The 25,983-nt window shown below is 48.4% G+C and carries 21 protein-coding genes, 2 tRNA genes and 2 rRNA genes; all 25 read left to right on the top strand.

Features of this window, described 5'->3' with window-relative positions; all coding sequences use genetic code 11:
- Nucleotides 1–63 precede the first annotated feature (63 nt).
- The 25 genes from AC566Q_RS21705 (at nt 64) to AC566Q_RS21585 (ending at nt 25,980) form a co-directional block, all read left to right on the top strand.
- Nucleotides 64–139: transfer RNA gene (locus AC566Q_RS21705), tRNA-Ala, on the top strand.
- 37 nt (nt 140–176) lie between these two features.
- Nucleotides 177–253: transfer RNA gene (locus tag AC566Q_RS21700), tRNA-Ile, on the top strand.
- 698 nt (nt 254–951) lie between these two features.
- A 23S ribosomal RNA gene (locus AC566Q_RS21695) occupies nt 952–3,911 on the top strand.
- 219 nt (nt 3,912–4,130) lie between these two features.
- Nucleotides 4,131–4,246, top strand: a 5S ribosomal RNA gene (gene rrf, locus AC566Q_RS21690).
- Between the two features lie 355 nt (nt 4,247–4,601).
- A protein-coding gene (locus AC566Q_RS21685) for an IS630 family transposase (protein ID WP_499610811.1) occupies nt 4,602–5,631 on the top strand; the annotation gives its coding sequence in 2 pieces (ribosomal slippage) (nt 4,602–5,056 and nt 5,055–5,631; 1,032 coding nt in all).
- Complete coding sequence (locus tag AC566Q_RS21680) at nt 5,610–5,867, top strand: hypothetical protein (RefSeq protein ID WP_499610807.1); 258 nt, start codon at nt 5,610–5,612, stop codon at nt 5,865–5,867. Before AC566Q_RS21685 ends, AC566Q_RS21680 begins: the two co-directional genes overlap by 22 nt.
- A 439-nt stretch (nt 5,868–6,306) precedes the next feature.
- Entirely contained in the window at nt 6,307–7,362 is a 1,056-nt protein-coding gene (locus AC566Q_RS21675) for a GHMP family kinase ATP-binding protein (RefSeq protein ID WP_499610803.1), read from the top strand.
- A gap of 15 nt (nt 7,363–7,377) precedes the next feature.
- Entirely contained in the window at nt 7,378–8,157 is a 780-nt protein-coding gene (locus tag AC566Q_RS21670) for a glycosyltransferase family 2 protein (protein WP_499610800.1), read from the top strand.
- Between the two features lie 19 nt (nt 8,158–8,176).
- Nucleotides 8,177–9,610, top strand: coding sequence for a class I adenylate-forming enzyme family protein (locus tag AC566Q_RS21665; protein WP_499610797.1), 1,434 nt, complete (start codon nt 8,177–8,179; stop codon nt 9,608–9,610).
- Between the two features lie 12 nt (nt 9,611–9,622).
- Nucleotides 9,623–10,210 carry a chorismate--pyruvate lyase family protein gene (locus tag AC566Q_RS21660; protein WP_279321223.1) on the top strand — a complete coding sequence of 196 codons (588 nt, stop codon included), beginning with the start codon at nt 9,623–9,625 and terminating at the stop codon, nt 10,208–10,210.
- A gap of 12 nt (nt 10,211–10,222) precedes the next feature.
- The gene (locus tag AC566Q_RS21655) at nt 10,223–10,471 is read left to right on the top strand and encodes an acyl carrier protein (RefSeq protein ID WP_499610794.1); all 249 of its coding nucleotides are present in this window, start codon (nt 10,223–10,225) and stop codon (nt 10,469–10,471) included.
- On the top strand, nt 10,464–11,045 hold the full coding sequence (locus AC566Q_RS21650) for a serine O-acetyltransferase (protein WP_499610791.1): 582 nt from the start codon (nt 10,464–10,466) through the stop codon (nt 11,043–11,045). Before AC566Q_RS21655 ends, AC566Q_RS21650 begins: the two co-directional genes overlap by 8 nt.
- A gap of 39 nt (nt 11,046–11,084) precedes the next feature.
- A complete protein-coding gene (locus tag AC566Q_RS21645; protein WP_499610789.1) occupies nt 11,085–11,633 on the top strand; it encodes an LbetaH domain-containing protein in 549 nt (182 codons plus the stop codon).
- Nucleotides 11,634–12,482, top strand: coding sequence for a sulfotransferase domain-containing protein (locus tag AC566Q_RS21640; RefSeq protein ID WP_499610786.1), 849 nt, complete (start codon nt 11,634–11,636; stop codon nt 12,480–12,482).
- Nucleotides 12,470–13,147: a hypothetical protein gene (locus tag AC566Q_RS21635; RefSeq protein WP_499610782.1), complete on the top strand. Its 678-nt coding sequence runs from the start codon at nt 12,470–12,472 to the stop codon at nt 13,145–13,147. The genes AC566Q_RS21640 and AC566Q_RS21635 overlap by 13 nt, the downstream gene beginning before the upstream one ends.
- Nucleotides 13,140–14,531, top strand: a complete 1,392-nt coding sequence (locus AC566Q_RS21630) for a glycosyltransferase family 4 protein (protein WP_499610779.1) — start codon at nt 13,140–13,142, stop codon at nt 14,529–14,531. Before AC566Q_RS21635 ends, AC566Q_RS21630 begins: the two co-directional genes overlap by 8 nt.
- A complete protein-coding gene (locus tag AC566Q_RS21625) occupies nt 14,521–15,108 on the top strand; it encodes a serine O-acetyltransferase (RefSeq protein WP_499610773.1) in 588 nt (195 codons plus the stop codon). Before AC566Q_RS21630 ends, AC566Q_RS21625 begins: the two co-directional genes overlap by 11 nt.
- Before the next feature lie 15 nt (nt 15,109–15,123).
- Nucleotides 15,124–15,867 carry a nucleotidyltransferase family protein gene (locus tag AC566Q_RS21620; protein WP_499610770.1) on the top strand — a complete coding sequence of 248 codons (744 nt, stop codon included), beginning with the start codon at nt 15,124–15,126 and terminating at the stop codon, nt 15,865–15,867.
- Entirely contained in the window at nt 15,864–17,015 is a 1,152-nt protein-coding gene (locus AC566Q_RS21615) for a beta-galactosidase (RefSeq protein WP_499610767.1), read from the top strand. The genes AC566Q_RS21620 and AC566Q_RS21615 overlap by 4 nt, the downstream gene beginning before the upstream one ends.
- Nucleotides 17,016–17,025: 10 nt before the next feature.
- Nucleotides 17,026–17,634, top strand: coding sequence for a metal-dependent hydrolase (locus tag AC566Q_RS21610; RefSeq protein WP_499610764.1), 609 nt, complete (start codon nt 17,026–17,028; stop codon nt 17,632–17,634).
- A 12-nt stretch (nt 17,635–17,646) separates the two neighbouring features.
- Entirely contained in the window at nt 17,647–18,804 is a 1,158-nt protein-coding gene (locus tag AC566Q_RS21605) for an efflux RND transporter periplasmic adaptor subunit (protein ID WP_499610761.1), read from the top strand.
- Nucleotides 18,794–20,137: a TolC family protein gene (locus tag AC566Q_RS21600; protein ID WP_499610757.1), complete on the top strand. Its 1,344-nt coding sequence runs from the start codon at nt 18,794–18,796 to the stop codon at nt 20,135–20,137. The genes AC566Q_RS21605 and AC566Q_RS21600 overlap by 11 nt, the downstream gene beginning before the upstream one ends.
- Before the next feature lie 5 nt (nt 20,138–20,142).
- Nucleotides 20,143–21,633, top strand: coding sequence for a flippase (locus tag AC566Q_RS21595; RefSeq protein WP_499610754.1), 1,491 nt, complete (start codon nt 20,143–20,145; stop codon nt 21,631–21,633).
- The gene (locus AC566Q_RS21590; protein WP_499610751.1) at nt 21,634–22,974 is read left to right on the top strand and encodes a hypothetical protein; all 1,341 of its coding nucleotides are present in this window, start codon (nt 21,634–21,636) and stop codon (nt 22,972–22,974) included. It begins immediately after the preceding gene.
- Between the two features lie 9 nt (nt 22,975–22,983).
- The gene (locus AC566Q_RS21585; protein ID WP_499610748.1) at nt 22,984–25,980 is read left to right on the top strand and encodes an ArnT family glycosyltransferase; all 2,997 of its coding nucleotides are present in this window, start codon (nt 22,984–22,986) and stop codon (nt 25,978–25,980) included.
- The last annotated feature ends 3 nt before the right edge of the window (nt 25,981–25,983 follow it).

Genomic DNA, 25,983 nt, shown 5'->3' with positions numbered 1-25,983 from the left:
CTACACAGATTGTTTTGTTATGAAATAAAGAACGACCAAGATTTACTCGTAAGGGAAATCACTGGGGCTATAGCTCAGCTGGGAGAGCGCCTGATTTGCATTCAGGAGGTCAGCAGTTCGATCCTGCTTAGCTCCACCACTCTTTAGTCTGTTAGTTTACTAACACTAAAAAGAGCAGGCTTGTAGCTCAGCTGGTTAGAGCGCACCCCTGATAAGGGTGAGGTCGGCAGTTCAAGTCTGCCCAAGCCTACCAATTCTACCTGGTTTCGCCATTTTCAATCGCTGCGATACTCATGTGCTGGCGCACACTGCGTTTCTCGCGTTGAAACTGCCTTTACCATGCGAATTGGCTGATGTGTAAGAGTCTTAATCAATAACATACGTTATTGATTAAGGTTTTTAAACCTTAAATCTGTTCTTTAACAATTTGGAAAGCTGATATTAGTAATCAATCAATATTGAGTAACTGAGAGAATTAGCAGTAAGTTTCGTTTTAACAACAAAGCGTACTGTGAGTCCTCCTTGCGCAAAAGTCGACAAAAAACGTCGATTTTGCACGAGAGCTACTCTACTTGACGAAAGTGTAGCAAGAAGGCAATTGTACACAACTGAGTGTACTGTATGTCCTACTTGCGCAAAAGTTTCCATCATCGCTGAGGCGATAATGAAAATTTTGCACGAAGATTAGACAGTCATGCATACAACAGTGCTTTAATGCACACCTGGCTCCGGATAAAAAGGCGGAGGTAAGGCGCAACGCAGTCCATCCTTTTAGCGTGTCGCACGCTTTGGATTGAGTTGTAACGGCTATGGACACTTATGAGTCATGTCAATAAGTGGAAATAGCGACTGATGAGATGTTTTTTGCTGCAAAGAGTACTTTTGGTCCTCCTTGCGCAAAAGTCGACAAACAACGTCGATTTTGCACCTAGAAGCTATTTAGGGTTGTATGGTTAAGTGACTAAGCGTATACGGTGGATGCCTTGGCAAATAGAGGCGATGAAGGACGTGTAAGTCTGCGAAAAGCTGTGGTGAGCTGACAAAACGCATTTGAGCCACAGATGTCCGAATGGGGAAACCCACACATTTATGTGTATCTGCACCTGAATTCATAGGGTGTAGAGGCGAACGAGGGGAACTGAAACATCTAAGTACCCTTAGGAAAAGAAATCAACCGAGATTCCCTGAGTAGCGGCGAGCGAAAGGGGAGCAGCCGATAAGCAAAGTAGTAGTGGAACCTTCTGGAAAGTTGGGCGAAACAGGGTGATAGCCCCGTACATGAAGCTGCTTTGTTTACATATTAAGTAGGTCGGGACACGTGTTATCTTGACTGAAGATGGGGGGACCATCCTCCAAGGCTAAATACTCCTATTTGACCGATAGTGAACCAGTACCGTGAGGGAAAGGCGAAAAGAACCCCTGTGAGGGGAGTGAAATAGAACCTGAAACCGTATACGTACAAGCAGTGGGAGCCCTTCGGGGTGACTGCGTACCTTTTGTATAATGGGTCAGCGACTTATATTTAGTAGCAAGGTTAACCGTTTAGGGGAGCCGTAGCGAAAGCGAGTGTTAACTGCGCGTCTAGTTGCTAGGTATAGACCCGAAACCCGGTGATCTAGCCATGGGCAGGTTGAAGGTTGAGTAACATCAACTGGAGGACCGAACCCACTAACGTTGAAAAGTTAGGGGATGACTTGTGGCTGGGGGTGAAAGGCCAATCAAACCGGGAGATAGCTGGTTCTCCCCGAAATCTATTTAGGTAGAGCCTCGGACGAATTCCTTTGGGGGTAGAGCACTGTTAAGGCTAGGGGGTCATCCCGACTTACCAACCCTTTGCAAACTCCGAATACCAAAGAGAACTATCCGGGAGACACACGGCGGGTGCTAACGTCCGTCGTGAAGAGGGAAACAACCCAGACCGCCAGCTAAGGTCCCAAAATATTGCTAAGTGGGAAACGATGTGGGAAGGCCCAGACAGCTAGGAGGTTGGCTTAGAAGCAGCCACCCTTTAAAGAAAGCGTAATAGCTCACTAGTCGAGTCGGCCTGCGCGGAAGATGTAACGGGGCTAAGCAATATACCGAAGCTGCGGCAGAGGACATCACTTAACACTACTTCGATGTAAGCTAACAGCAACGTCGCGAAGCGACCTGCTGTTAAAGCGTTTCATCACAGTGGAGTGGGGTTAAGGATGTCCTCTGGGTAGGGGAGCGTTCTGTAAGCCGCTGAAGGTGAACTGTGAAGTTTGCTGGAGGTATCAGAAGTGCGAATGCTGACATGAGTAACGATAATGCGGGTGAAAAACCCGCACGCCGGAAGACCAAGGTTTCCTGTCCCATGCTAATCAGGGCAGGGTAAGTCGGCCCCTAAGGCGAGGCAGAAATGCGTAGTCGATGGGAAACGGGTTAATATTCCCGTACTTATATAATCAGTGATGGAGGGACGGAGAAGGCTAAGCAAGCTTGGCGTTGGTTGTCCAAGTGAAAGCGAGTAGGCTGAGAAATTAGGTAAATCCGGTTTCTTAAGGCTGAGACGCGAGACGAGCCACCAAGGTGGTGAAGTTGTTGATGCCCTGCTTCCAGGAAAAGCTTCTAAACTTATGATTATGTGAACCGTACCCCAAACCGACACAGGTGGTCAGGTAGAGAATACTAAGGCGCTTGAGAGAACTCGGGTGAAGGAACTCGGCAAAATTGTACCGTAACTTCGGGAGAAGGTACGCCCCTGATTGTGATAGGACTTGCTCCTTAAGCAGTCGGGGGTCGCAGTGACCAGGTGGCTGGGACTGTTTATTAAAAACACAGCACTCTGCAAACTCGAAAGAGGACGTATAGGGTGTGACACCTGCCCGGTGCCGGAAGGTTAATTGATGGGGTTAGCGTAAGCGAAGCTCTTGATCGAAGCCCCGGTAAACGGCGGCCGTAACTATAACGGTCCTAAGGTAGCGAAATTCCTTGTCGGGTAAGTTCCGACCTGCACGAATGGTGTAACCATGGCCACGCTGTCTCTACCCGAGACTCAGTGAAATTGAAATCGCAGTGAAGATGCTGTGTACCCGCACCTAGACGGAAAGACCCCGTGAACCTTTACTACAGCTTGGCACTGAACATTGAACCTACTTGTGTAGGATAGGTGGGAGGCTTCGAAGCAGAGACGCTAGTTTCTGTGGAGCCGTCCTTGAAATACCACCCTGGTATGTTTGATGTTCTAACGTAGGTCCCTTATCGGGATTGCGGACAGTGTCTGGTGGGTAGTTTGACTGGGGCGGTCTCCTCCCAAATAGTAACGGAGGAGCACGAAGGTTAGCTAATCACGGTCGGACATCGTGAGGTTAGTGCAATGGCATAAGCTAGCTTAACTGCGAGACAGACACGTCGAGCAGGTACGAAAGTAGGTCATAGTGATCCGGTGGTTCTGTATGGAAGGGCCATCGCTCAACGGATAAAAGGTACTCCGGGGATAACAGGCTGATACCGCCCAAGAGTTCATATCGACGGCGGTGTTTGGCACCTCGATGTCGGCTCATCACATCCTGGGGCTGAAGTCGGTCCCAAGGGTATGGCTGTTCGCCATTTAAAGTGGTACGCGAGCTGGGTTTAGAACGTCGTGAGACAGTTCGGTCCCTATCTGGTGTGGGCGTTGGATGATTGAGGGGAGCTGCTCCTAGTACGAGAGGACCGGAGTGGACGAACCGCTGGTGTTCGGGTTGTTTTGCCAAAGGCATTGCCCGGTAGCCAAGTTCGGAATCGATAACCGCTGAAAGCATCTAAGCGGGAAGCGAGCCCCAAGATGAGTCATCCCTGAACTTAAGTTCTGGAAGGGTTGTTGTAGACTACGACGTTGATAGGCAGGGTGTGGAAGCGTTGCAAGGCGTTAAGCTAACCTGTACTAATTGCCCGAGAGGCTTAACCATACAACGCCTAAATGGCTTTACATTTAGATGTTGATGGAATGGCTGACTAATTAAGTCAGAGAGAGTAGTAGTTACTCGATAGATTGAATACATATCAGTATTTCCAGAATTGTTAAAACAATTAAAAGTTTAAATAAGGCTGATGAACAGGCACCTGAGAGTACTGTTTGTCCTCCTTGCGCAAAAGTCGAGAAAAGCACTCAATTTTGCACGACTTTGCCTGGCGGCAATAGCGACGTGGTCCCACCTGAATCCATTCCGAACTCAGAAGTGAAACACGTTAGCGTCGATGGTAGTGTGGGGTCTCCCCATGTGAGAGTAGAACACCGCCAGGCTCCTAATTGAAACGAAAAAGGTCGACCATGAAGGTCGGCCTTTTTTCGTTTAAGTAAAACTGAAAGTTCTACTTCGCGGTCGTCCGTTCCCGAAGGGGGCCCCCAGTCTTCGCCAGAGGCGAAGCCGCTCCGAACGGAGCAAGCAAAACGGTTTGCTTGCTTGAAACCGTTCTCTGCCCCCATGTGAGAGTAGAACACCGCCCGCGCCGGCTACGGGGCTCCCAATTAAGAAAAAAGCCCACTCATTTGAGTGGGCTTTTTTCGTTTCTGCACACCGATATAATACCAATTGCCTTATACCAATTGCCTTAAAAGTTTGATCTAATGGCAGTATTCATATTCGAGTGATTTTCATATGCATACCGCCGACGACTTTAAACAATTAGCAAAGCAGACATCCAACGGCCAATTACGGACCCGCTATTTAGCTTTGTATCATTTCAAGAAAGGAGAAACACGTACTCAGATAGCCGCTTACCTTGGGGTTGCCAGAGGCAGTGTTAATACATGGGTATCCAACTATCTGGCTCACGGACTTGAAGGCCTGCAATCCAAACCTAGTCCGGGTAGACCCTGCCAGCTCTCCGTCTCTCAGCGAGAACAGGTCGCACATTTTATTGAAGAAAACGCGGTTAAAAAGGAGGGAGGTCGTTTGATTGCACAGGATGTACGACAATACATTAGCGACACCTTCCAAATCGACTATCAGTTGCGAAACGTATACCGCATCATGGATACGCTCGGTTTCAGTTGGATAACCAGCCGCTCTAAACACCCTAAACAATCACAGCAAACCCAAGATACTTTTAAAAAACTTCCAGTTGGAAACGATCCTTCACACTCCAGGTCATCTCCCTCTGGATCGCGTTGACGTCTGGTTCCAAGACGAAGCACGATTCGGTCAGCAAAATCAGACGTCCAGAATATGGGCTGCGAAGGGCAGCAGACCAAGAGTGGTAAAGCAACAGCAATTCGATTATGGCTATATCTTTGGTGCGGTGTGTCCGAGCAATGGCAATACCCAGGCGCTTATCAGCCCTCTTGTCAATAAAGAGGTGATGAAGCAGCATCTGAAATTGATCAGCGAAGCGACAGAGCCTGGGCGTCATGCCGTTGTTGTGATGGATGGCGCTGGCTGGCATACATTCGACACGGCCAGCCCATTTACCAACGTCAGTCTCGTAAAACTCCCAGCCTATTCTCCGGAGCTGAACCCGATGGAACAGGTATGGCAATGGCTACGGCAGCGTTGCTTATCAAACCGGGTATTTCGAGGTTACGAAGAAATAGTAGAACAGGTCTCTCGTGCCTGGAATACATTCATTGCGGATGTTGAGCGAGTCAAAAATCTCTGTTGGAGAGAGTGGACAAATTTGGTCAATTAATTAATGCAATTGGTATAAAAAGAACCGTCATCCCGGTTTCGCTCAGCGAAGACCGGGACCCCCATCGTGCAACCGTAGAGTTAAAACGCGCACTGTACACAGCGCTGATAAAAGAAAGAATCGTCATCCCGGAACACCCTATCATCGTCATCCCGGAAAGTACGCAGTGCTTATCCGGGATCTCCATGATTAAGTTGTGGAGTTCAGAACATCTCAAAAATATGGGCGATATATAAAAATGAAGTATATACAAGGGGACCTAGCACTTAAGTGCTATTTTTTTGGTTTAAGAATCATGACAATGCTTGAGTGAGTCTGAACAATAAATGCCCTAGACTGAACTCTATTGGTCATAAATGGTGCAACTTACAATTTTAAACCGTTAAGATTTTTTACAGTTTGCGGCTAAAACGCTGTATTTACGGGTAAAGCACCAAAATAATTATACTGGTATACAAATTGCCTTAATCAGATAAAGGCTATCTGATTTTAAAATTAAATAAATATATAAGAAGCCTATACAGAGTAACAAACGTCTGCAATAGTCATTTTGTAGTAGTGACGTAAGTCCACTCTCTTGCTTAAAACGCTATAACTCATCAATCAGATCATTTTTACAATAATTCTGAGTGAGTTTTTGCGTCGGGATGCAATGAAGCACACTGGAGACGGAAGATGGAAATTTTTAGAGCAAGGGCTCCCCTGCGTATCAGTTTTGCAGGCGGTGGTACAGACGTTAATCCTTTCGCGTCGATGTATGGCGGATTTGTACTTAATGCCACCATTAACAAGTATGCATACACGAGCATTGCATTAAATAACAGTGAATCCATCACTGTTAATTCTTATGACTTTGATACTACAACTGAGTTTTGTAGTTCCACACTGAAAACCGACAACATCAACGATTGCTTTGTGAAATCAGTTTATAAGCATCTGGTAAGCAAGCCGTTAGGCATGGAAGTTATTACCCACAACGATGCGCCTCCAGGTTCGGGTTTAGGTTCGTCTTCAGCCATGATGGTATCCATCATCAGTGCTTTCAAAGAACTGGAAAATCTGGTTATGAGTCCCTATGACATTGCCCGACTTGCCCACGATATAGAACGCCAGGAATTACAGCAATTAGGTGGTATGCAAGATCAGTATGCAGCTGCTTTCGGTGGTTTTAATTTCATGGAATTCGACGGCGACAGCGTACTGGTAAACCGTTTAAAAATGGACCCCTGGGTAGTACGGGAACTGGAGTACAATATGATCCTTGTGTACACCCAAAAATCTCGTCTCTCATCAAACATCATCGAAGATCAAATCAGTAATGTTAAGTCTAAGAAGACTGACAATATTGCGGCCATGCACCAAATTAAGCAGCACGCGAATGACATGAAAAGGCTACTGTTAAAAGGCCGCACCAATGAGTTTGGTGAGTTGCTTCATGAAGCCTGGCAGCAGAAAAAGCGCATGGCTGACTCCATCACTAATGAACATCTTGACGAACTTTATGAAGCAGCCAGGCAGGCCGGTGCAATCGGCGGCAAGGTAAGTGGCGCCGGTGGCGGCGGATTCATGATGTTTTATTGTGAAAATAATAAGAAACGCCAGGTTGTTGAAACCCTTGAACGGATGGGGGCAAGGGTAGAAAGCTTTAAATTTGAACTGGATGGTGTTGAGTCCTGGCGGAATATAAGAAAAGAGCAGCTCATTCGTGAGCGCTTAAACGTAGCTGTGTAAGGTAAGGATACCATTATGAACAGTGAAGCTACTACAGTCCCTTTGGATCTGGATGACAGCACGAGCGAAAGCGTCGCGGTAAGCAAGGCTTTTGAGTTGTCGGAAAAGTTAAGCAGTGTCTCAATTATCTTCCCTGCTTATAACGAAGAAGAGAATATCGCAAATTCGATAAACAATGCGATCAAGGCTTTCAGTAAATATTTTCACGAAGTAACAGTAATACCTGTGGATGACGGTGGTCATGATGCCACAGGCGAGATAATCGATAATATGGCCGCTAAGGATGAGCGGATTAAGCCAGTCCATCATGAAGTGAATAAAGGCTACGGTGGAGCACTACGCAGTGGCTTTAGCGCTGCCGAAAACGACTTTATCTTCTTCTCAGACTCAGATGGTCAGTTTGATTTGGAAGAAATTACTTTATTGCTGGAGCACATAGACAGCTTCGATATGGTACTTGGCTACCGGGCTCATCGTGCTGACCCTTTACACAGAAAGTTAAATGCCTGGGCATGGGGAAGTTTGGTACGTCTGTTATTTCGTGTGAAAGTAAAAGACATCGATTGCGCCTTTAAGCTATTCCGTCGCGCTATTTTTAACGAAATTAATCTTCAGGCCGGTGGCGCGATGGTCAACACAGAACTATTAGCCCTGGCAAGAAAGCGCGGTTTCAGTATGACTAATGTGCCAGTGTCGCATTATCCCAGACAGCTTGGCGAGCAAACCGGGGCAAATCCGCTGGTAATTATCAGAGCATTTGTAGAATTATTTAAGCTCTACGCGAAGATTTCTTAAATTGGGTGGTTGTTGAGTTATGGTTTATCAACAGTTTTTAAACATCGTTGACGCGCATGGCGACAAAATTGCCATCAGTGCTGGTGAGACAAATATGTCTTATGCCCAGCTCAATGCTCGCGCAGAACAACTAGCTGCTTCTCTGGCATCGAGTGGCGTAACCGTTGAAAGCGCGGTGGCAACTATCATCCCGAATAGCGCTGAGTTTTTTGTTGCGACACTGGCAACATTCCGCCTTGGTGCTACCTTGGTTCCGCTCAATGTTAACTACACAGATTCAGAGCTATTTCAGTACATCGATAAATCATCGGCTCTGGTGGTAGTTGGCGAAGCTGAAAGCCAGCAATCGCGAATCGAATCTTTGGGCTTAGTCGCTAGTTTCGTTGATACTCATCCTACGGAGTCTGTGTCTGTTCCCCCAATAGCTGTATGCGAGGCAGATCAACCAGCGCTGATTATGTTTTCCTCTGGCTCTACGGGTGGTTCAAAACAGGTAATGAGAACTTACTCAGCTTTACTTGCTGAGTGGAAATCCGAGGTCGAAACGTTCGAAATCACGTCTGACGACACCATTTTGTGTACTGTGCCGCTACATCACACCCATGGCTTTGGTAACGTATTGCTGGCGGGAATATTAAGTGGCGCAAAAATAGTAGTTACTCCTGGTGAATTTAATCCCCGGAGTGTGATTAAAGCGCTCGATACTCATCAGATTACCATTTACCCGTCAGCCACATTTATGGTCAAAATGTTATCGGTCATGCGTTTGCGTCAGCAACCGGATTTAAGCCGGCTTAAGATTGTCTACACAGCTGGTGCTCCGCTTGAAGCCGATGTTATATCTTCTTTCTCTTCGACCTTTGGCGTGACGCCACGACAGCTTTACGGCTCTACTGAAACCGGTGCGGCAGCAGTAAACAAACTTAATGCGCCTACCAATAGTGTTGGCAAGCCTATGGCCAATGTCGAAATTCTGATTGTTGATGAACAGGATAAAACGCTTCCACAAGGCGAAGAAGGTGAGATAGTGGTGATTAGCGCTGCATCAGCAAGGTTGTACGTCGGTATGCCTGAACAATCAGCAAAAACCTTCCGGGAAGGGCGTTATTATACCGGTGACCTCGGACGCTTTGATGAAAACGGCGACTTATACGTAACGGGCCGCCGTAAGAAAATGATTAACGTTGCTGGCTTAAAAGTAGATCCGGCTGAGGTGGAGTCTGCCATTCTCGCTATGGAGGGCGTTAGCGAGGTGGTTGTGCTGGGCAAGAAAGACGGTGACTACGGGGAAAAGGTCAAAGCCGTAATCGTTCCGCTCGAGGCGGCTTCCGAAAGAGATGTAATAGAGCATTGCAAAGCGCACCTGGCAGAATATAAATGGCCAAAAATCATTGAGTTCAGAAATGAAATTCCGAAAAGCCCGCTCGGAAAAATCTTACGAAAGTATTTATAAAGGAAAGCAATCATGTTGAAAGAGCACTTTAGAAGTCGCGGTTTCATAGAAGGGGGCATTGTCCACAATTGCGAAAAGACCGCGATGGACATGGAGGCCCTGCCTCCATTCCTGCGTACCCTGTTGGTAACGGATGGTACGGTAACCAAAAGCCTGGAAGCTTTCTTTTGGGAAAATATCAAAGTAGAGATGCGCATGCAGGAGCAATGCTGGCTCACTCAGGATCTACCGTTCATTAATGCCAAAACAGGTGAGCATGCCCTGAAGCGAGACGTCATTTTAAAAGGCGCCAAAACCTCTGATATCTATGCCTACGCAACGTCTTACCTGCTAACAGGATTGCTGGATGAAGAAGTAAAACAGCAAATGCTTGGTGGAAAGATAGGTATCGGCGAATTATTACGTGAAATTGGCCTTGAAACCTACCGCGAAATTGTTGATTTCGGACGCGAAGTTTTTAATGCCAGTGTAAAGGAGGATGGCGAGCCAGAGTATGTGGAAGCTATCTACAGAACCTATGTCATTAATATTGGCGGTAATCCGGCAATTCAGATTACAGAGCGATTCCCTATCCGCTTATTTCAGAAAAAAGCCATTTAATCAGGAAGAATTATGAGCAGTAAAGCGCAAATCATTGAGTCGTTACGGGAAACCCTTACCAAAGTAGTGAAAAAGGATTTCAGTCAGGTTGGTGCAGACGAATCGCTGAATCTTGATTCTATCAATCGTATTTCGCTTATCGTCGAACTGGAGTGGGTTTACGATATTGAGATAGATTCAGACGGTCTGGATCCCGAAGTATTCGACACCCTTAATTCTCTGGCTGGTTACATTGAAGGGTTGGTGAACGAAAGTGTTTGATCTAATTACGGCTGACCTGAAGTTTAAGCAAGACTGGTTCCTCAGTCAGAAAAGCTGGTTCACCAAGAATATACGGATATTTCTGGAACCCGGCACAATTGCTTCGATTGTATACCGGTATGGAAACTGGACCCGCACGGTAAGTCCTAATTTATTAAGGCTCCTGGTAAGAATCCCCTATTTCTTTGCCAAAGCGATTGTTGTTACGGCCTTTGGTATTTATATCCCGTCCAAAGCCAAAATTGGCAAGGGTTTCACTATTCACAACTTCTCAGGGATCTTTATTAGCGAAGGGGAGATGGGTGAAAACGTCATCGTGTTTCAGGGAGTGACTATCGGTCACCTTCGCGGACAACCTGCACCACCGAAAATTGGCAATAACGTATTGATTGCAGCCGGCGCTAAGGTACTTGGCAGCGTCACGATTGGTAACAATGTCGTTATCGGTGCAAATTCCGTGGTGATTAACGATGTGCCGGACAATTGCACTGTAATGGGAAATCCGGCACGGATTATATCCCGTGAGACTAACTGGATGTCAGAAAAGCTGGCTGGTAAAGACGACAACTATTAACGCAGGACTCGGTCGGACCCGCATATAAGGTTCAAAGGGATGTTTAAAAAATTAAAAGTTGATGCTGAGCAGCGGCGTATCTGGGCTGTCGATGGTGGCTTAAATGGCAACGGCGCTGGCCACCTGTTGAGTCGCACATGGTTAGCAACCTGTGTGTACCGGTTTGGACGTTATGCCAACGAAATTGATATCAAGCCACTGAAAGTGGTGTGCAAAGTACTTTATTACCCACTGTTTTTCATCACTCAGGGCGTAACAGGGATCAGCGTTCAGGCACACTGCAAAATACAACCTGGATTAGTTCTCAATGGTACCGGTGGATTGTTTATTCTGGCTGAAACCATTGGTGAAAACTTCGTCGTGGGCTCGGGCGTTACCGTTGGCAATGTGCGTGGCAGTAAAAACCTGCCGGTCATTGGCAATAATGTATGCATCGAGCCCGGCGCCAAAATATTAGGCGGAGTAACGATTGGCGATAACGTGCTGATCAGAGCAAATAGCCTGGTGCTAACGGATATTCCGGACAACACCATGGCGGTGGGCAATCCTGCGCGGATAAAACGTAAACCAGATGAGTCGGAGAGTTAGATGTCTCGGGAACAGTTTAAAGTTGACTTTATTGGCGTAGGATCAGGCAAATGTGGTTCTACCTGGCTGTATGAAAATGTTATCCAGCATCCCGAAGTGTTTGATGGTAACCCCAAAGAAATTCACTATTTTGGTGATCTCTACGAGCAGCAGGATTTTAACTGGTACAAAGATTTATTCGCCGGCTCAGAAGGAAAGATCAAGGGTGAGTTTTCTATTAGCTATATGTACCACCCAAAAGCGGCGGAGCGCATACATAAGCACTTCCCCGATGCCAAAATTATCGCCATGGTGCGCGATCCGGTTGAGCGTACTTACTCAGATTATCAGCATTTTATTCGCAAGGGTGACGTCAGTCGCGATTACCCCTTTTCGGAGTATATCCGCGACCAGGACAAGTTAAAGTTTGGCTATTACACCGATTATCTGGCGCCCTTTTACGAACATTTTCCCAAAGAGAATATCCTGGTACTGGTGCTCGAGGAAATGCAGCACGATCTGGCCGCCTGCTATAAACAAATCTTTGAATTTATAGGCGTAAATAACACCAACTTTTTACCCGAAGGCGTTGAGGAAAAACGCAATCAGGGTGTTAATTACCGCTTCTTAAAACTCGAAAATGTGCTGGTCAGAACCTATCGCTTTATGGTGAAACGCGGTCTAACCGGGTTTGCCGAGCGTCTCAAAAGGTCTGGCCTGGCGCAGCTGGTCAGAAAAATGAACGCCAAATCAGAACCGCTACCTGAGATGGACTCAGCAAGCCGGCAACAATTGGTTGATTACTTTGCTGAGGAGCAAACCCGATTAGCTCAACTACTAGGCAGGGATACGCAAATATGGAATCGTTAAAACTCGACGGCGTGGTATCGCTACTTAACCGGGTTCCTGCATTGCGCAGAATAATCTTTCGAGGCCCTTCTGTCGCCCTTTGTTCAATGGGGGGCGTAGGCTCAACCGCTCTGGCGCGGCACATCGGCTCAATTGCTGATAAAACCGTGCGTGAACATGCTTATTCACCGGCGGTCTACAACGACGAAACTCAAATCAAGCTTGGCTACGTGTTTGGTAATCCCTATAACAGCGTGCTTTCTGTCTTTCGCCGTGGCTATCAGTCTATGCACGCCAAGGCAATGAATGCCAACAGTGATACACCTGCTGCGGATCTGAAAAACATGTCTATCGAGGCCTATCTGGAGCGCGGAGTCGATGAATTTCGCCTTGAGCGGCAGTTGGATAACTGGTTGAACCCTGAACTGACCAGACATCCGATTATTCTTATCAAGTACGAGGAGTTAGCCAGCTCAATTGATGAGGTACTGGCATTTTTCGATTGCGATAAACCTTTTGAGGTGCGAACCAGAAAATCCTCCTGGCGTGATCAGCCTGCCGCCATCGTGGCAGGACTAGAAAAAATGTACGGTGGTTTCAACGAACGAGTGAACGCAATGCCTGCGATCACAGTGGTTGAGCCACATCCTGTGGTTAACAAGGAAGTAGCAGTCAGTCATGGATGAATCCCGTAAACATAAAGTTGTGATGGTGGCAGCATGCCCGTTCCCCGCTAACCATGGCTCGCCGGCATCCATCAGAGAAATGTCGGAAGCGTTGGTAGAATTGGGCCATGAGGTGCATATTCTTACCTACCCGATTAAAGAAAATATTCCGGTAGTCGGGCCCAAAATCCACCGTGTGTCCTTTCCCTTCCTCAATAAGGATAAGGTTACAGTTGGCCCTACGCTGGAAAAATTTGTCTACGATCCGCTAATGGTATTCCGCCTTATCTGGATGATTTGGCGATATAAAATTGATGTTATTCACGCGCACAATTACGAAGGCGCGCTGATTGGCTGGCTGGCGAAGCTGGTCACCCGTCGGCCGATGCTTTATAACGCGGTGAATAATATGGTCGATGAACTGGTCACCTACGACTTTATCTGGTCTAAAAAGTTTGCTCTTAAACTGGCCGGTTTGCTGGATAAAACCATTCCTTTTATGGGTGACTATGTCACCGCGGTATCGGATTCTTTAAAAGCTTATCTGGTTAAAATTGGCGTCAGAGCCGATAAGATTCAGGTATTACCTGCCGGTGTGAATGCCAGTATGTTCTCTGCCCGGGATAAACAGGTTCTGCGAGAGAAATACGGCTACCGCGAGGGGCAACAGATAGTCATTTACACGGGTAGTCTCGACAAATTTCAGCGCATCGATTATCTGCTTGATGCCACCCATCTGCTTAAGCCACAGTACCCCGAACTTAAAGTGATTCTGGCGTCGAATATCGCCAATCAAAAAGACCTTGATACCATTGAGGCGCAAATCCAGACATTGGATATTGCAGACGTAGTGGACATTGTAAAAGGGTTGGAACTAGAAAAACTGCCTGATTATCTCGCCTTATCTGACGTGGCAACGTTACCCCGAACAGACTGCCCCGGTCATCCGGTGAAAATTCTCAACTACATGTGTGGCAATATTCCTATCGCCGGTTTTACCGGCGCGGCAAAAGGGCTGCACCATATGAAAACCGCCGTGCTGGCTGAAGATCACAACGTGGAAGAGTTCGCCAAATCGATTGCCATGCTGCTGGATGAGAAAGAGAAAGCACAGTATGTGGCGGCGCAGGCCCGGCAAACGCTGGGTGAGTTGTATGAGTGGAAAGTATTGGCAAAGGGCATCGCGGTTATCTATGACATGCTGATTGAGCGTGATTTTGAAACTCGAAAACCTTTACTTAAACAGTACATCAGAGACAGCTATCAACCGAAATACTGGGATAAACGCCGGGAACAAACAACGCCCGTACCGGCAGAAATTCTGGAGCGCCGCAAAGGGGAGCGACGTCAGCAACATCTGCGTATCGACTTTATCGAGCGGCGGAGAGTCATCGATGCAGAATAGTCTGTCGGGGTTTGATGCGTTAAGAATAGACTTGCGGCGTAAGCGTCGCCACTACACGCGCATCGATAATTTTGTTAATAAATACATAAAGATGACATTACAGTGGGGCTCCCTGGCCGTAATGGTTTATCGCTGTGAGCAGCAGATTAGCAAGCTGGATATCCCTGTTCTGAGTTTCCTCTTACTTGCTCTTTTCCGGCTGCTTTCCGCGCCGGTAAAACTGGCCACCGATTGCCGTATTAATATGCAGGCAGATATAGATAAAGGCCTGGTTTTGCATAACTTTGCCGGTATAGAGCTCGATCCCCGCCGCGCTGGCACCAACCTTACAGTTAATCAAAACGTTTGTATTGGCGCCGATTATTACAAACGGGGTAAACCTGTACTTGGTAATAATGTATTTGTGGGCGCCGGTGCCAAGATACTGGGTGACATTGAAATTGGCAACAATGTGGTAATTGCAGCCAATTCAGTTGTGATGTCATCGATTCCTGATAACTGCTCAGTGGTTGGGATCCCAGCCAAAATAGTATCGCGGGGAGTCACCAGTGATTACCTTAGCTTTGATGTTGAATAACCGGCAGGGGGCGATATGAAAGTGATCATTCTGGCCGGTGGACTCGGCACCAGGTTACGCAGTGTTGTGAACGATGTACCAAAACCTTTAGCACCTATCCGGCATATTCCCTATCTGGCTTATATGCTGAATGCGCTGTATGCCAAAGGGCTGCGGGAATTCATCTTATCAGTAGGGTATAAGTCAGCCCATTTCGAACAGTTTATTGCCACACAAAAATCATTGCTGCCTGAGTTAAGCCTTGAACTGGTGGTTGAATCAGAACCTCTGGGAACCGGAGGGGCTCTGAAATTTTGTTTTACCAGCCACCCGGCGGAACGCTACCTGATATTCAATGGTGACAGCTACTGTGATTTTCCCCTTGCCGAATTGCTGGAGGCTGCCTCGCAGCATAACATGGCCATGGTGGTGGCGAAGGTAGATAACATTAGTCGCTATGGTGAAGTCACATTACGTGATAACGGCTGTGTTGAAGCTTTTCATGAAAAACAGCCAGTTGCCCGGGCCGGTCTGATAAACGCTGGTGTTTATTGCCTGCCGGGCGATATTTTTGAGGGCTTTCAATGCCCTCAGAGCTTTTCTTTTGAGCAAGCCATCATGCCTGGCTTAATGGCTCAGGGTGTTGCTACGGTTGAGGCGGCGGGCCCGTTTATCGACATGGGCATACCGGAAGACTATCAACGGTTAGCCTCGCAGCCGGATTATTATTTCCCCTCGCGGCCGAGGTGGCCGGCTGCCGTTGTGGATACTCAATCATGAAATTGCGGTTGTGGCCCTTTATTCGTTGTCGTCGGATCCCGGTCTGCCTCAGTGTTTTATTACTGCTGGTTACCGCTTGTCACGGCAATAACATGCAATACCCGCAGTCAACAAAACCAGTAACTGGCAATGAAAGTGGCGTTGGCCAACCACTACCCAAGAGTCCAGAGGCTAATAAAAAAGCAAAGCCAACGGGCAATGCACCGGCTGGCATTTTTGTTAGCTCCGGACCAACTGTGAGTGATCGGGTGCTAGGGCAGCCGCACGTTGCCGGTAATCTGATTCGGGTGGGATGGGATCAACTCCAGTCTGCGCCGGCTAATTACGATTTTTCTGCCATCGATACATTGATAGCCCAGGCCCGTCAGCATAATAAGCGGGTGACACTCAGCGTGCTGAATGGGCCGCGAACGCCAGCCTGGGTTTACGAGCAGGGTGCCAAAGCGTTTAGCTACGAATTTAAAACCCGTTACTCAGGTCGCGGCAATCGTCAGGAAGCCATTCCTTTACCCTGGGACCCAACCTACCTGTCTTATTGGCACAAGCTGATTGCAGAGTTAGGTAAACGTTATGCAGATAACCCGACGATTGCGCTCGTGCATATCACCCATTCCTCTAAGAATGGATTTGAAATGCAGCTCCCCGAAGAGCGGATTGCGGGACGTCCTGAAACGTCGACGTTGGGCCCATGGCATGATGCCGGCTATACCCAGGAAAAACACATTCAGGCCATTCAGCAGGTGATCACTTATTTTGCTGATGCATTCCCTGATACGCCTTTGGATATTGAGATACACCCGGTGTTGGATTCTGTGGAGCCCGCGCGCCAGGTTTATGAATTCGGCAAAGCTCGCTACGGCAAACGATTTGGCCTGTTCTCGGCGTGGTGGAGTGGTAAAGCACAACGCTGGAACCAGGCGCTGTATCCGCTTTTAGAAAGTGCCTGTGAATTCTCGTTTTGCAATATTCAGATGATAGGTAATCAAACCAGACAGCCTGAGCGGTTACTGAACGGCAGCCTGCTAAGTGCGATGCAGGAAGCTGAAAAGCTGGGCGCACAGTATTTTGAGGTCTGGAGCGCAGATTTAGCTAACAACACGCTGCAAGGCGAAATAGCAACTTTTGGTAGCACCTTACAACAGGATTAGAAGAGAAGTTATGGCGAGTACACTTGGTCACGCATTATGTGGCATTGATTGTTTATTGGTTGGTCGTCTGGTTAGTCCGAAACTGGTGAGTCCGCTCAGTATCGGCTCCGTTTTTGCGGCCGTATTTTTAGCCAACGCGCCGGATCTGGATTTGCTGGTCGGTCCCTTATTAGGTAAGCATCACCATTATCTGCACGGGCAGTTAACTCACTCAATTATGTTTGCGCTGTTGTGCGGCCTGACATTCTGGTTGCTTGCCCGGGTTAGCGGCGTGGAAGAACGAAAAGGGCGGGTTATGGCAACCATGGTGTCTGCCACGCTGCTCAGTCATGTGTTTGTTGACTGGTTTACAGGCCCCAACCCCGGCATAAACCCTAGTTTCGGTATCGTAATCTTATGGCCATTTAATATGGAGCGTATTCACGCTCCCTTAACCCTTTTCCTCGGCCCTAATCACGCTTCGATGACAGAGCTACTGTCGCTGCATAACGTGTGGGTTATGACCAGAGAGACGCTCATCTTTGGCGGTTTTGCACTAGCGCTCTGGTACTTTTCGCCAACCTTAAGACAGCAAATAAACAGCTTTTTAATCAATCTGGTACCGGCCAGATTCAAGTGAGTGAGATGAATCATGACAGCAAATAACAGCTCTAACCAGAAAATGGAAAAACGCTTGTCTGTCACCTTACTGGTGGTTTTGATAGTCGCCTTACTAATACTGGGTAACTGGGCGCTAAATATCATCTCTGCACACCTTAGTACTACCAATGCCAGCTATGCCAGAGAAAACGACAAACCCATACCGGTAAAAGTCATTGAAGTGGAAGCCGCTCCGGTAAAAGCCACGCTGGTCACCCAGGCGACCCTGGTTGAAAACCAGGAGTTACCCATCTATCCGGGCTCCAATGCCATGGTCAGTGAGGTGCGTGTGCAGGTCGGCGATCTGGTTAAGAAAGGCGATGTGCTGGTGAGTTTTTATGAAGACCAGCTCAAAGCCAAAGTGGAACTGGCCAAATCAGTGGCTGAGATTGCCGAGGAAGAATACGAGGAAGCGCAGCGTAACTTTACCCGCGTGGAAGCACTATTTGCCAAGAATCTGGTTGGTAAAGACGAATTCACCAAAGCCACTCTGGCCGAAAAACAGGCCAAATCGAAGCTTATCAATAATCAATACGAAGTGCAGAAAGCTGAGTTTGAATACTCACAGGTAGAACACAAAGCGCCTGTGGGCGGCGTGGTAACAGCTGTATCCGCCTTTGAAAACACCCAGGTGCGCATGACCATGCCGATAATCACTCTGAGTGTGACTAATCCTATTTATGTAGAAGCCAAAGTGGCTCAGCGATATTTTGGTGAGTTGTCTCTGGGTCAGCCTGTTAGTGTGTCGCTGGATGCTTTTCCCGAACGCACTATTACCGCTGAAATCCTGCGTCTGGGGTATGAAGTGGATCGGATCAGCGACACGGTGTCTGTTTACGCTAAGGTTGATAACCCGGACCTGATTTTACGTCCTGGTATGGGCGGTATTGCCACCATTGAACTGGCGGGAGGCTCTGCTGATACCTTGCGGATCCCGGCTATTGCCTTGCTTGGTAGTAATGGTCGCAGTGGGTTTGTTTTTGTTATCGATGAAAGCAAGAAGGCACACCTTAAAGAAGTTTCCATTATTGGTTATGAGCAAGGGTATGTGGGCATTCGCTCAGGTCTGAGTCCACGCGACAGAATTGTAGTGGTAGGCCAGCAGGCGCTTAAGGATGGAGATCGTGTGGAGATGGGCAATGCGAGCTAAATACCTTTTATTATTTATTAGTTGTTTGTCGTTGCAGGCGCACAGTGCGGTGCCGGTAAACAGTTATGAGCAGCTTATCGACATGTCCTGTAAAGCCCATGACATGACGGCTAACGTGCGGTTGCAGCTGGATGCGGCTAAACAGCGGGTCGAAAATGCCGAGCTCAATAAATGGATGCCGGACGTTACCGTTGGGCTTGATGTGTATGCGGCTAAAGGGCAGCCCACCAGTTTTTTTGCCGTTCAGGAAGGCGCGGTTCAGGACCCAGAACAACCTAACTTTTACTCTAAAGGCGAAGCCTGGCAGGGGAAGGTGGATATGAACTGGGGGCTCTACGAAGACGGCAAGTGGCTGGGAGAGTCGGCACTGGCAAACTCAGAGGCAGAGTCACAGCTGTCGGTTGCCAAATCGCAGCTCAGCACCGCTCATCGAGAGGCGCTTACCCTGGTGAGCCAGTACTACTTTAACATTATGATGTACAGTGCTCAGCGTGACGTGTTGCAGCCGCTGGTGGTGAAACGTCAGCAGCAACTGGATGATATGAAGACTAAGGTGGAGGCCGGAGTCAGCACTACCGACGACCTCTTCACCGCCAGTGCGGCCTACGCCAGTCTGAAAGATCAGCTCGACGACGCCTTTCGCCAACGGGAAGTTAACTATAAGTTTTTGCTGTTGATGCTCCAGCGCGATGTCGAGTTATTAAGCGCGCAACCGCAACAGAGTTTTAAAGAGTTAGCCGCTATTACGGAGCGGCGCCTGCAGATGAATGATCTGGACCGCCTGGTTTCTGCGCACCCCGATATCACTCTGTTGGAATCTAAGCTGGCACTGGAAAAAGACAAGCTCGATGCCCAGTACGGCAAACTCAAACCTTCACTTGGCCTGTATGTAAAATTACGTACCGGAGATAACTTTGGTAATGCACTGCGCAAAGACTACAGCGAAATTGGCCTGACTATAGAATATCCACTGGGTGCGGTGGCCAGTAACTACGGAGAGTCCAAAGCGCTGCGAAAAACCGTTACCGCGATTGATTCTGAGCTGGATTACCTGCGCAAGATAAAGCGCTTGCAAGCGGCCAATATCGCCGGTGATCTGGCCAGCTCTAAAAGTAAAATTGAGGTTGCCCGCCTTGAACTGAACCGCCGTGAACAAATGCTTAGTAGCGAAAATGAAAGGGTGGAAAACGGGCTGTCGGGGCTTGATGAGCTGGTTCAGGCTGAGGATGACAAAATTACCGCCCAACTGAATTTGCTGGCTGCCTACAATCAGGCCTGGATGCAATATGCCGAGGCGTCTTTGTTCAGTAATCAAATCTGCCAGTCTGAGTGATATAAATGATGGCAGGCAACGGGCGCGTTTTAAAAAACCTGGTTATGGTGTTTGCCAGCGAAGGCGTTGGAGGACTGCTAAGTTTTATTATCGTGTTGTTGGCTGCCCGGCTGCTGGGAGTAGAGCAGTTTGGTGTGTTTTCCTACATCCTGGCGATCACCAGTGTTTGTCAGTTGGTGGCTGATTTTGGGCTAACTAATCTGATCGTTCGGGAAGTCGCCAAGGATACCAGCAGGGCGCAATACATTATGAGTAATGTACTGTCGCTGGCATGGGCACTTTCGATTGTGATCTTAACCCTGGTTGCTCTGATAGCGTTGTTTAGCCTGGATACCGCCCGGCAGCAAAACGCTGCCATCATAATGGGCGTGGCGGTGCTGGCCACCTATCACTCTGTGGTTTATTCCTCGGTGTGCCGGGCCTTTGAACAAATGAGTTACAACGCCATCAGCTTTGTAGTGCACAAGGTTATTCTGCTGGCACTTATCTACCTGTTTTATCACGTGTCGTTGTTTTCTTCTTCGCTGCTGGCTATTTGTATGGCGTATTTAGTGGCAAACCTTTGTCAGTATGTTTATTTTGTTGTCGTGGTCAGAACCCGGTTTATTCGCTTTGGTTTTGGTCGTGATTTTGCCTTTGCCTGGCAGTTGTTAAAAGATGCCGTGCCAATCGGGGCTTCCATGGTGATCCGCCGGTTAACGTTGCAGGTCGACACTTTATTACTGGGCGTACTGGCAACAGCCAGTGCCGTTGGCTTATTCAGCGCCGCCTACAAAGTGGTTCAGGTGGTCGACATGATCCCATTTGCTATCTGTCTGCCCTTGTTTCCGGCTATGTCACGAATGGCCAGCAACGAGCCGGATAAACTGCCGGCATTCTTCTCGCTAACCCTGACCGGTTTTTTAATTGTTTCCATTCCTTTATGCGGGTATGTATTTGTTTCTGCCGGCAACCTGATAGAGCTCTTTTACGGGCCGACTTATATCAGCGCAATACCGGCTTTGCGGATCCTTGCTTTTGCCATTATTGGCCTGTTTGTCAACATGTTGCTTAGCTATGTGTTTATGGCACTGGGTAAACAGCGGTTTTACCTGCTGGCCGCAATGAGTTGTCTGGCCGTGAACACTCTGGTGGATGTGCTGCTAATACCTCGTATGGGCGCCACCGGCGCAGCATGGGGAACCTTGCTGGGAGAGCTGAGTTACTTCCTGCTGTGTATTGTGTTTTTATCTCGCGTGCAACTGGCTTATGCCTGGCTGGCCCAACTGGCTCGCCCGGTTTTGTTATGTTTATTGATCAGCTGGGTGGCTTACCTTTCTCCCCCACAAGGCGTCACAGAACAGGTGCTCTTTTCGCTGGCTTATGGCGTGAGCTACATTGCCGGGTTGTTTGTGTTACGAGTGTTTAAACCGGCAGACATTAAACGGGCTTTGGCATTGCTAACAGAACGCCAAAGCCGCGCCGGGCTGGCCGACAACTCGGCATCGGGGAGTTAGATGATGCGTGCTCTTAGTCTCCTGCAAACCGGTCTGCTTACGGCAACCACCAGGCCCTGGCGGTTTGTTGAACAACACCCCGTATTATTACTGGCAGCATTGTTAATGCTGGTGGGGAGTGGCGGCGCCTGGGTGGTGATGCCTCTGACCGGAGAATATCGTTTAGCCGACCTACAGGCGGCAGGCCAAAACGGCCAGTTTAAGCTGGTAGTGCTGGGCCTGACTGCGCTGATCTTTTTAACTACTGCCATGCGCATGTATACGCTGCGTTTATTGATATGCATTGGCTTAACCGCGCTGATGTTTTGTATTGCCTTGTCGTTAAGTATGCTCGACGGTGAACGTATTCAGCTTTATATCACCGAGAGTCAGGCATTTCGCGATATACAGCATATTCTGGCATTAAACGCGATCCCCAATGCCGGTCGCTCGGTGGAAACCGCGCTGGCATTTGATGCTTATCATTTTACCGATCGCATCAGGGCGGCTCTTGGAATACTGGGCTGGGGAGCCAAATTAAGTATCCTTATCGGCTGCGCAGTATCCCTTTACTGTATTGTCAGCAGCCAGCGTAAACTGCTTGCATTATTACTGGCGCTGATTTTTGCTCTGATCACCTTTTTTGCTGCCGGGCTGGGGAGTGTGTCGCTGGCGTACCTGAAGGTTAACCAGGGGATTCGGGCGATTAATAACGGCGAACCTGCGGTGGCCATTGGCATTCTCAATGAAGCGGTGACGCTCGATCCGGTGCTGACCTATTCGCCAGGATTTACGCTGCTACATTCTTATCTGTATTTTTCAATTTATGGGCCGGCAACACCTCTGGCAAAAGCTTATCAGCTTGAACAGCGCTTTAGTGCCGGCCGGTTTACTGAAGTCATCGATACCAATGCACTGTCGGTAAGCGCCGCGGCGTTAAACGCTGGGGAGCAGCAGCTCAACATCAGGCCTGAATTGGTTAATGCGCACGTTCGAACTGAGCAGCGGATCACCATGGATGCTTATAATCGCCTGGGACTACTACACCTGTGGCGCAACGACTGGGGATTTGCTGAGAGTCACTTTAAATCCTCACTGGCAATTCATGGTAACCCCGTCGGGCAAACGGCATTGTTACGAATTTACCAGCAGACCCGCCAGTTTGAGGCCTGTGTCAGTACTGCCGAGTTATTGCTGCAACGCACCCATAACCGATCCGTGTCGGCTGATGTTTTCTCGTCAAAAGGTGATTGTCTTAGTCAGCTTGGTCGCCCTGCCGAGGCCCGTCAGGCCTATCAGCAGTCTATTGCTCTGGATAGCGATAAGAATTACCGGGCGGTCAAAGGCCTGAGCGGGACGTAGGGGATGATAATGAAAGCCGAGCATTGGTGGAGCAGCCTCACACTTATTATCCTGATTGTCTGTGCAGTGATCTTTGGCTATTTGCAGTCAGTGGATACGGCGAATCCCCGTTCGCTACTGAACTGGTCACAAAGTCAGTGGATTAGCACCGAGTCAGCCGGCGCTAACGGCTACTTTCGCCATTCGATCGAGCTGGACAATGCCCCGCAGCGTGCAGTGCTGCATGTGTCAGGCACAGACCACCTGCAGATTTTTGCAAACGGTAAGACTGTTAAAACTGTGGAAAATCGCTCAGTGCAGGCCACTGCCGTACTGGATCTGAGTCGCCACTTACAAACCGGCAGTAATGTTCTGGCTTTTGAACTGCACCGCTCTTCATTTCCGGCAATGGTTGCGCTGCGATATGAATTAACCGTTATCGATGCGCTGGGCCAGCGGCAGACCTTTATTTCTGACGCTATGGTGAAAAGCCAGTCGTTATACCCGCAAACTACCAGCCGGCAAAAATGGTTCGACAAAGGGTACGATGATGCATTCTGGACCAGTTCGGTGCCGGTTGCCGGTGACAACCGCATGGCGCAGGTAACAACACCTCCAGAGTTATTACTTGCCTTACCGAGTCCACCTTCATACGTACTGGATGCATCACAACATTGGTCGGTTTCACTCTCCACTACCTTTAACTATGCGCCGGCGGCTGAAGAGCAGGTATGGCTGGCGGTAGCATCGGATGTGCCTTATGAAGCGATTATTAATGGCATCAGTGGCGGTATCTTTTCACCGTCCGATTCGCAGTTACATTTGAATTCGGTGTTGCCGCGCCTGAAAGACGGTGAAAACAGTATCGAAATCAACCTGATGAATAACGGTGTAGATCCGGTGGTAGCTGGTGGGCTTATCCGGCAGAATGATTATCAGGTAACCACAACGTTTATTTCGCCTGATTGGCAAATTCATGGCGGTGGCGGCAGCGGCCATTCTGCATTAGAGGATATTCGTGCGAGCAGCAATTTAACTCAGGTAAGAATCTCAGCTCCGGCAGTGCCACTAACCTATGCCTATATTGTAAATGATAACTTTACCCCTCCTGCAGTAGCGCAGAGCGGCCCCTGGTTGCAAGGCGGTATAGTGGTGCTGTTTATTCTGTTGATTGCGCCGCTCTTCAAACTAATGGGAATAAGCCTACAAAAACAGCTCACCAGCACATGTTTTGCCAATGCCATTGCTATCTTATGTTTAGTTGCCGCCTGGTTTATGGCTCAGGATGTACGATTCGACGCGCGCCAAATTTTTTCGGTAAATGCCCTGCAATTGATGCTGATTGTGTGGATGCTGATGGTCATTGTGGTGCTTGCTGAACAGGCTGCAGCGACTATCAAACCAGTTAGTAGCCAGTCGCCTGGAGAGTTGAACCGCGGTAATCAGTTCAAGCTGGGTAACACTGCCTTTTATATTGTCAGCGCCGTTGTGGCACTGGCAGCTTTTTTAATGCGATTACACAATATAGACCAACAGGCGCTTACGGTAGATGAGGCAACGATTGCAGGATTTGCCAGAGGGGTAGTGGAACGCGGCTATCCCTACTTAATGGTTGGTGGCATGGAAGTTGAGCTGGCTACCTATGAGCTGGTGCCTTATTTTCTGGCCGCCTCGGTAAAGACCTTTGGTTACAGTGATTTTGCCCTGCGCATTCCCGCAGTGCTGTTTGGTACCAGCACCTGCCTGTTAATTATCTATTGTGGCTCGGCCTGGTTTGGTCGGTTAACGGGCCTCATCGCCGGGGTGCTCTATGCGATTTCGCCGTGGGCCATATACTGGGGTAAGAATTGCTTCCATCCGTCTCAAATCCAGTTCTTCAATTTAGTGGCGCTGATAGCTTTCTATCGGTTGCTAGCCAGTGACCGGATTTCCCTGAAACTCGCCTGTTTATCAGCACTGGCCTTTACCTTTAGTTATCTGAGCTGGGAAGGTTCCGGATTGGTGTTGCCTATTATGGCATTCGTTGCGCTGGTCATACGCTGGCAGGACTGGCGCTGGTTTTTTCAGCCGAATCTGTGGATTGCGGCGGTGTTGATTATATTTGTGGTGGCCGCCCAGGGCATTCGTCGCTCCTTACTGCAGGAACCTTTTATCATGGTTGGGTTTGGTAAAAGCGACCTGGCAACACCGAAACTCACCTTCACTCAGCCGTCGTACGAACCCTGGTATTACATCAATAATTTCTTTTTCACCGAAACTCATATCGGCCTGAGTTTATTCTTCCTGCTCGGACTGATTTTCATGTTTTATGACCGCAAACTGAGTTTTGTAGTGCTGTTTGTAGTGATGGCTTATTTGTCATTAACCAATTTACTTGGCTACTACAACGCCCATTACTTTTACTTTGTACTACCGGTCTTTTTGCTCGCGGTTGCTGCGGTTTTTGTAAAATTGCTAATGCTGATCCAGCGTCAGATTGGCCAGGTAAGAGGGCAGGTCTTTCGTGCTCAGGGCGTACTTACTGCAGTGCTTATCATGGCAGTGCTAGTGGTGCCGGCCGGCGCGGGAGGCTTGCACCTGTACCGGTTGATGAGCGGCAATATTGATGCGATGCGTGTGGATTATCGCCCCGAACTGGCTGGTATGGACGGTCGCTCTGTGTCTCTTGCGCTTGCGCAGTATTGGCGTGAATCAGACGTTCTAATCACTTCGATACCACTGCTTACCGAGCACTATGTTGATAATAAAGGCGACTACTTTGTGCAAACCATTACCGATCGCAAGGTAGTGTACGACACGGTTAAGCAGCGGCCTTATTACGTGGATAAGTTTGTTGGCAATCCTGTACTGCGCAATAAACAGGAACTTCAGGATGTGCTGAGTCGACATGATCGGGTGTTTTTTGTTGCAGCACCGGTAGACGGCTTAACTCGGATCATCGATGCCGAGACGCTGGATTTTATTAATCAGAATATGCGGGTTGTCGCTGAGAGCTACGATAGCCGCCTGTATGTTTGGGAGCGTTAACCA

This window comes from Alteromonas sp. H02, assembly GCF_059682525.1.
The sequence above is the reverse complement of the archived record's forward strand: the minus strand, read 5'-3'. Positions and strand labels throughout refer to the sequence as shown.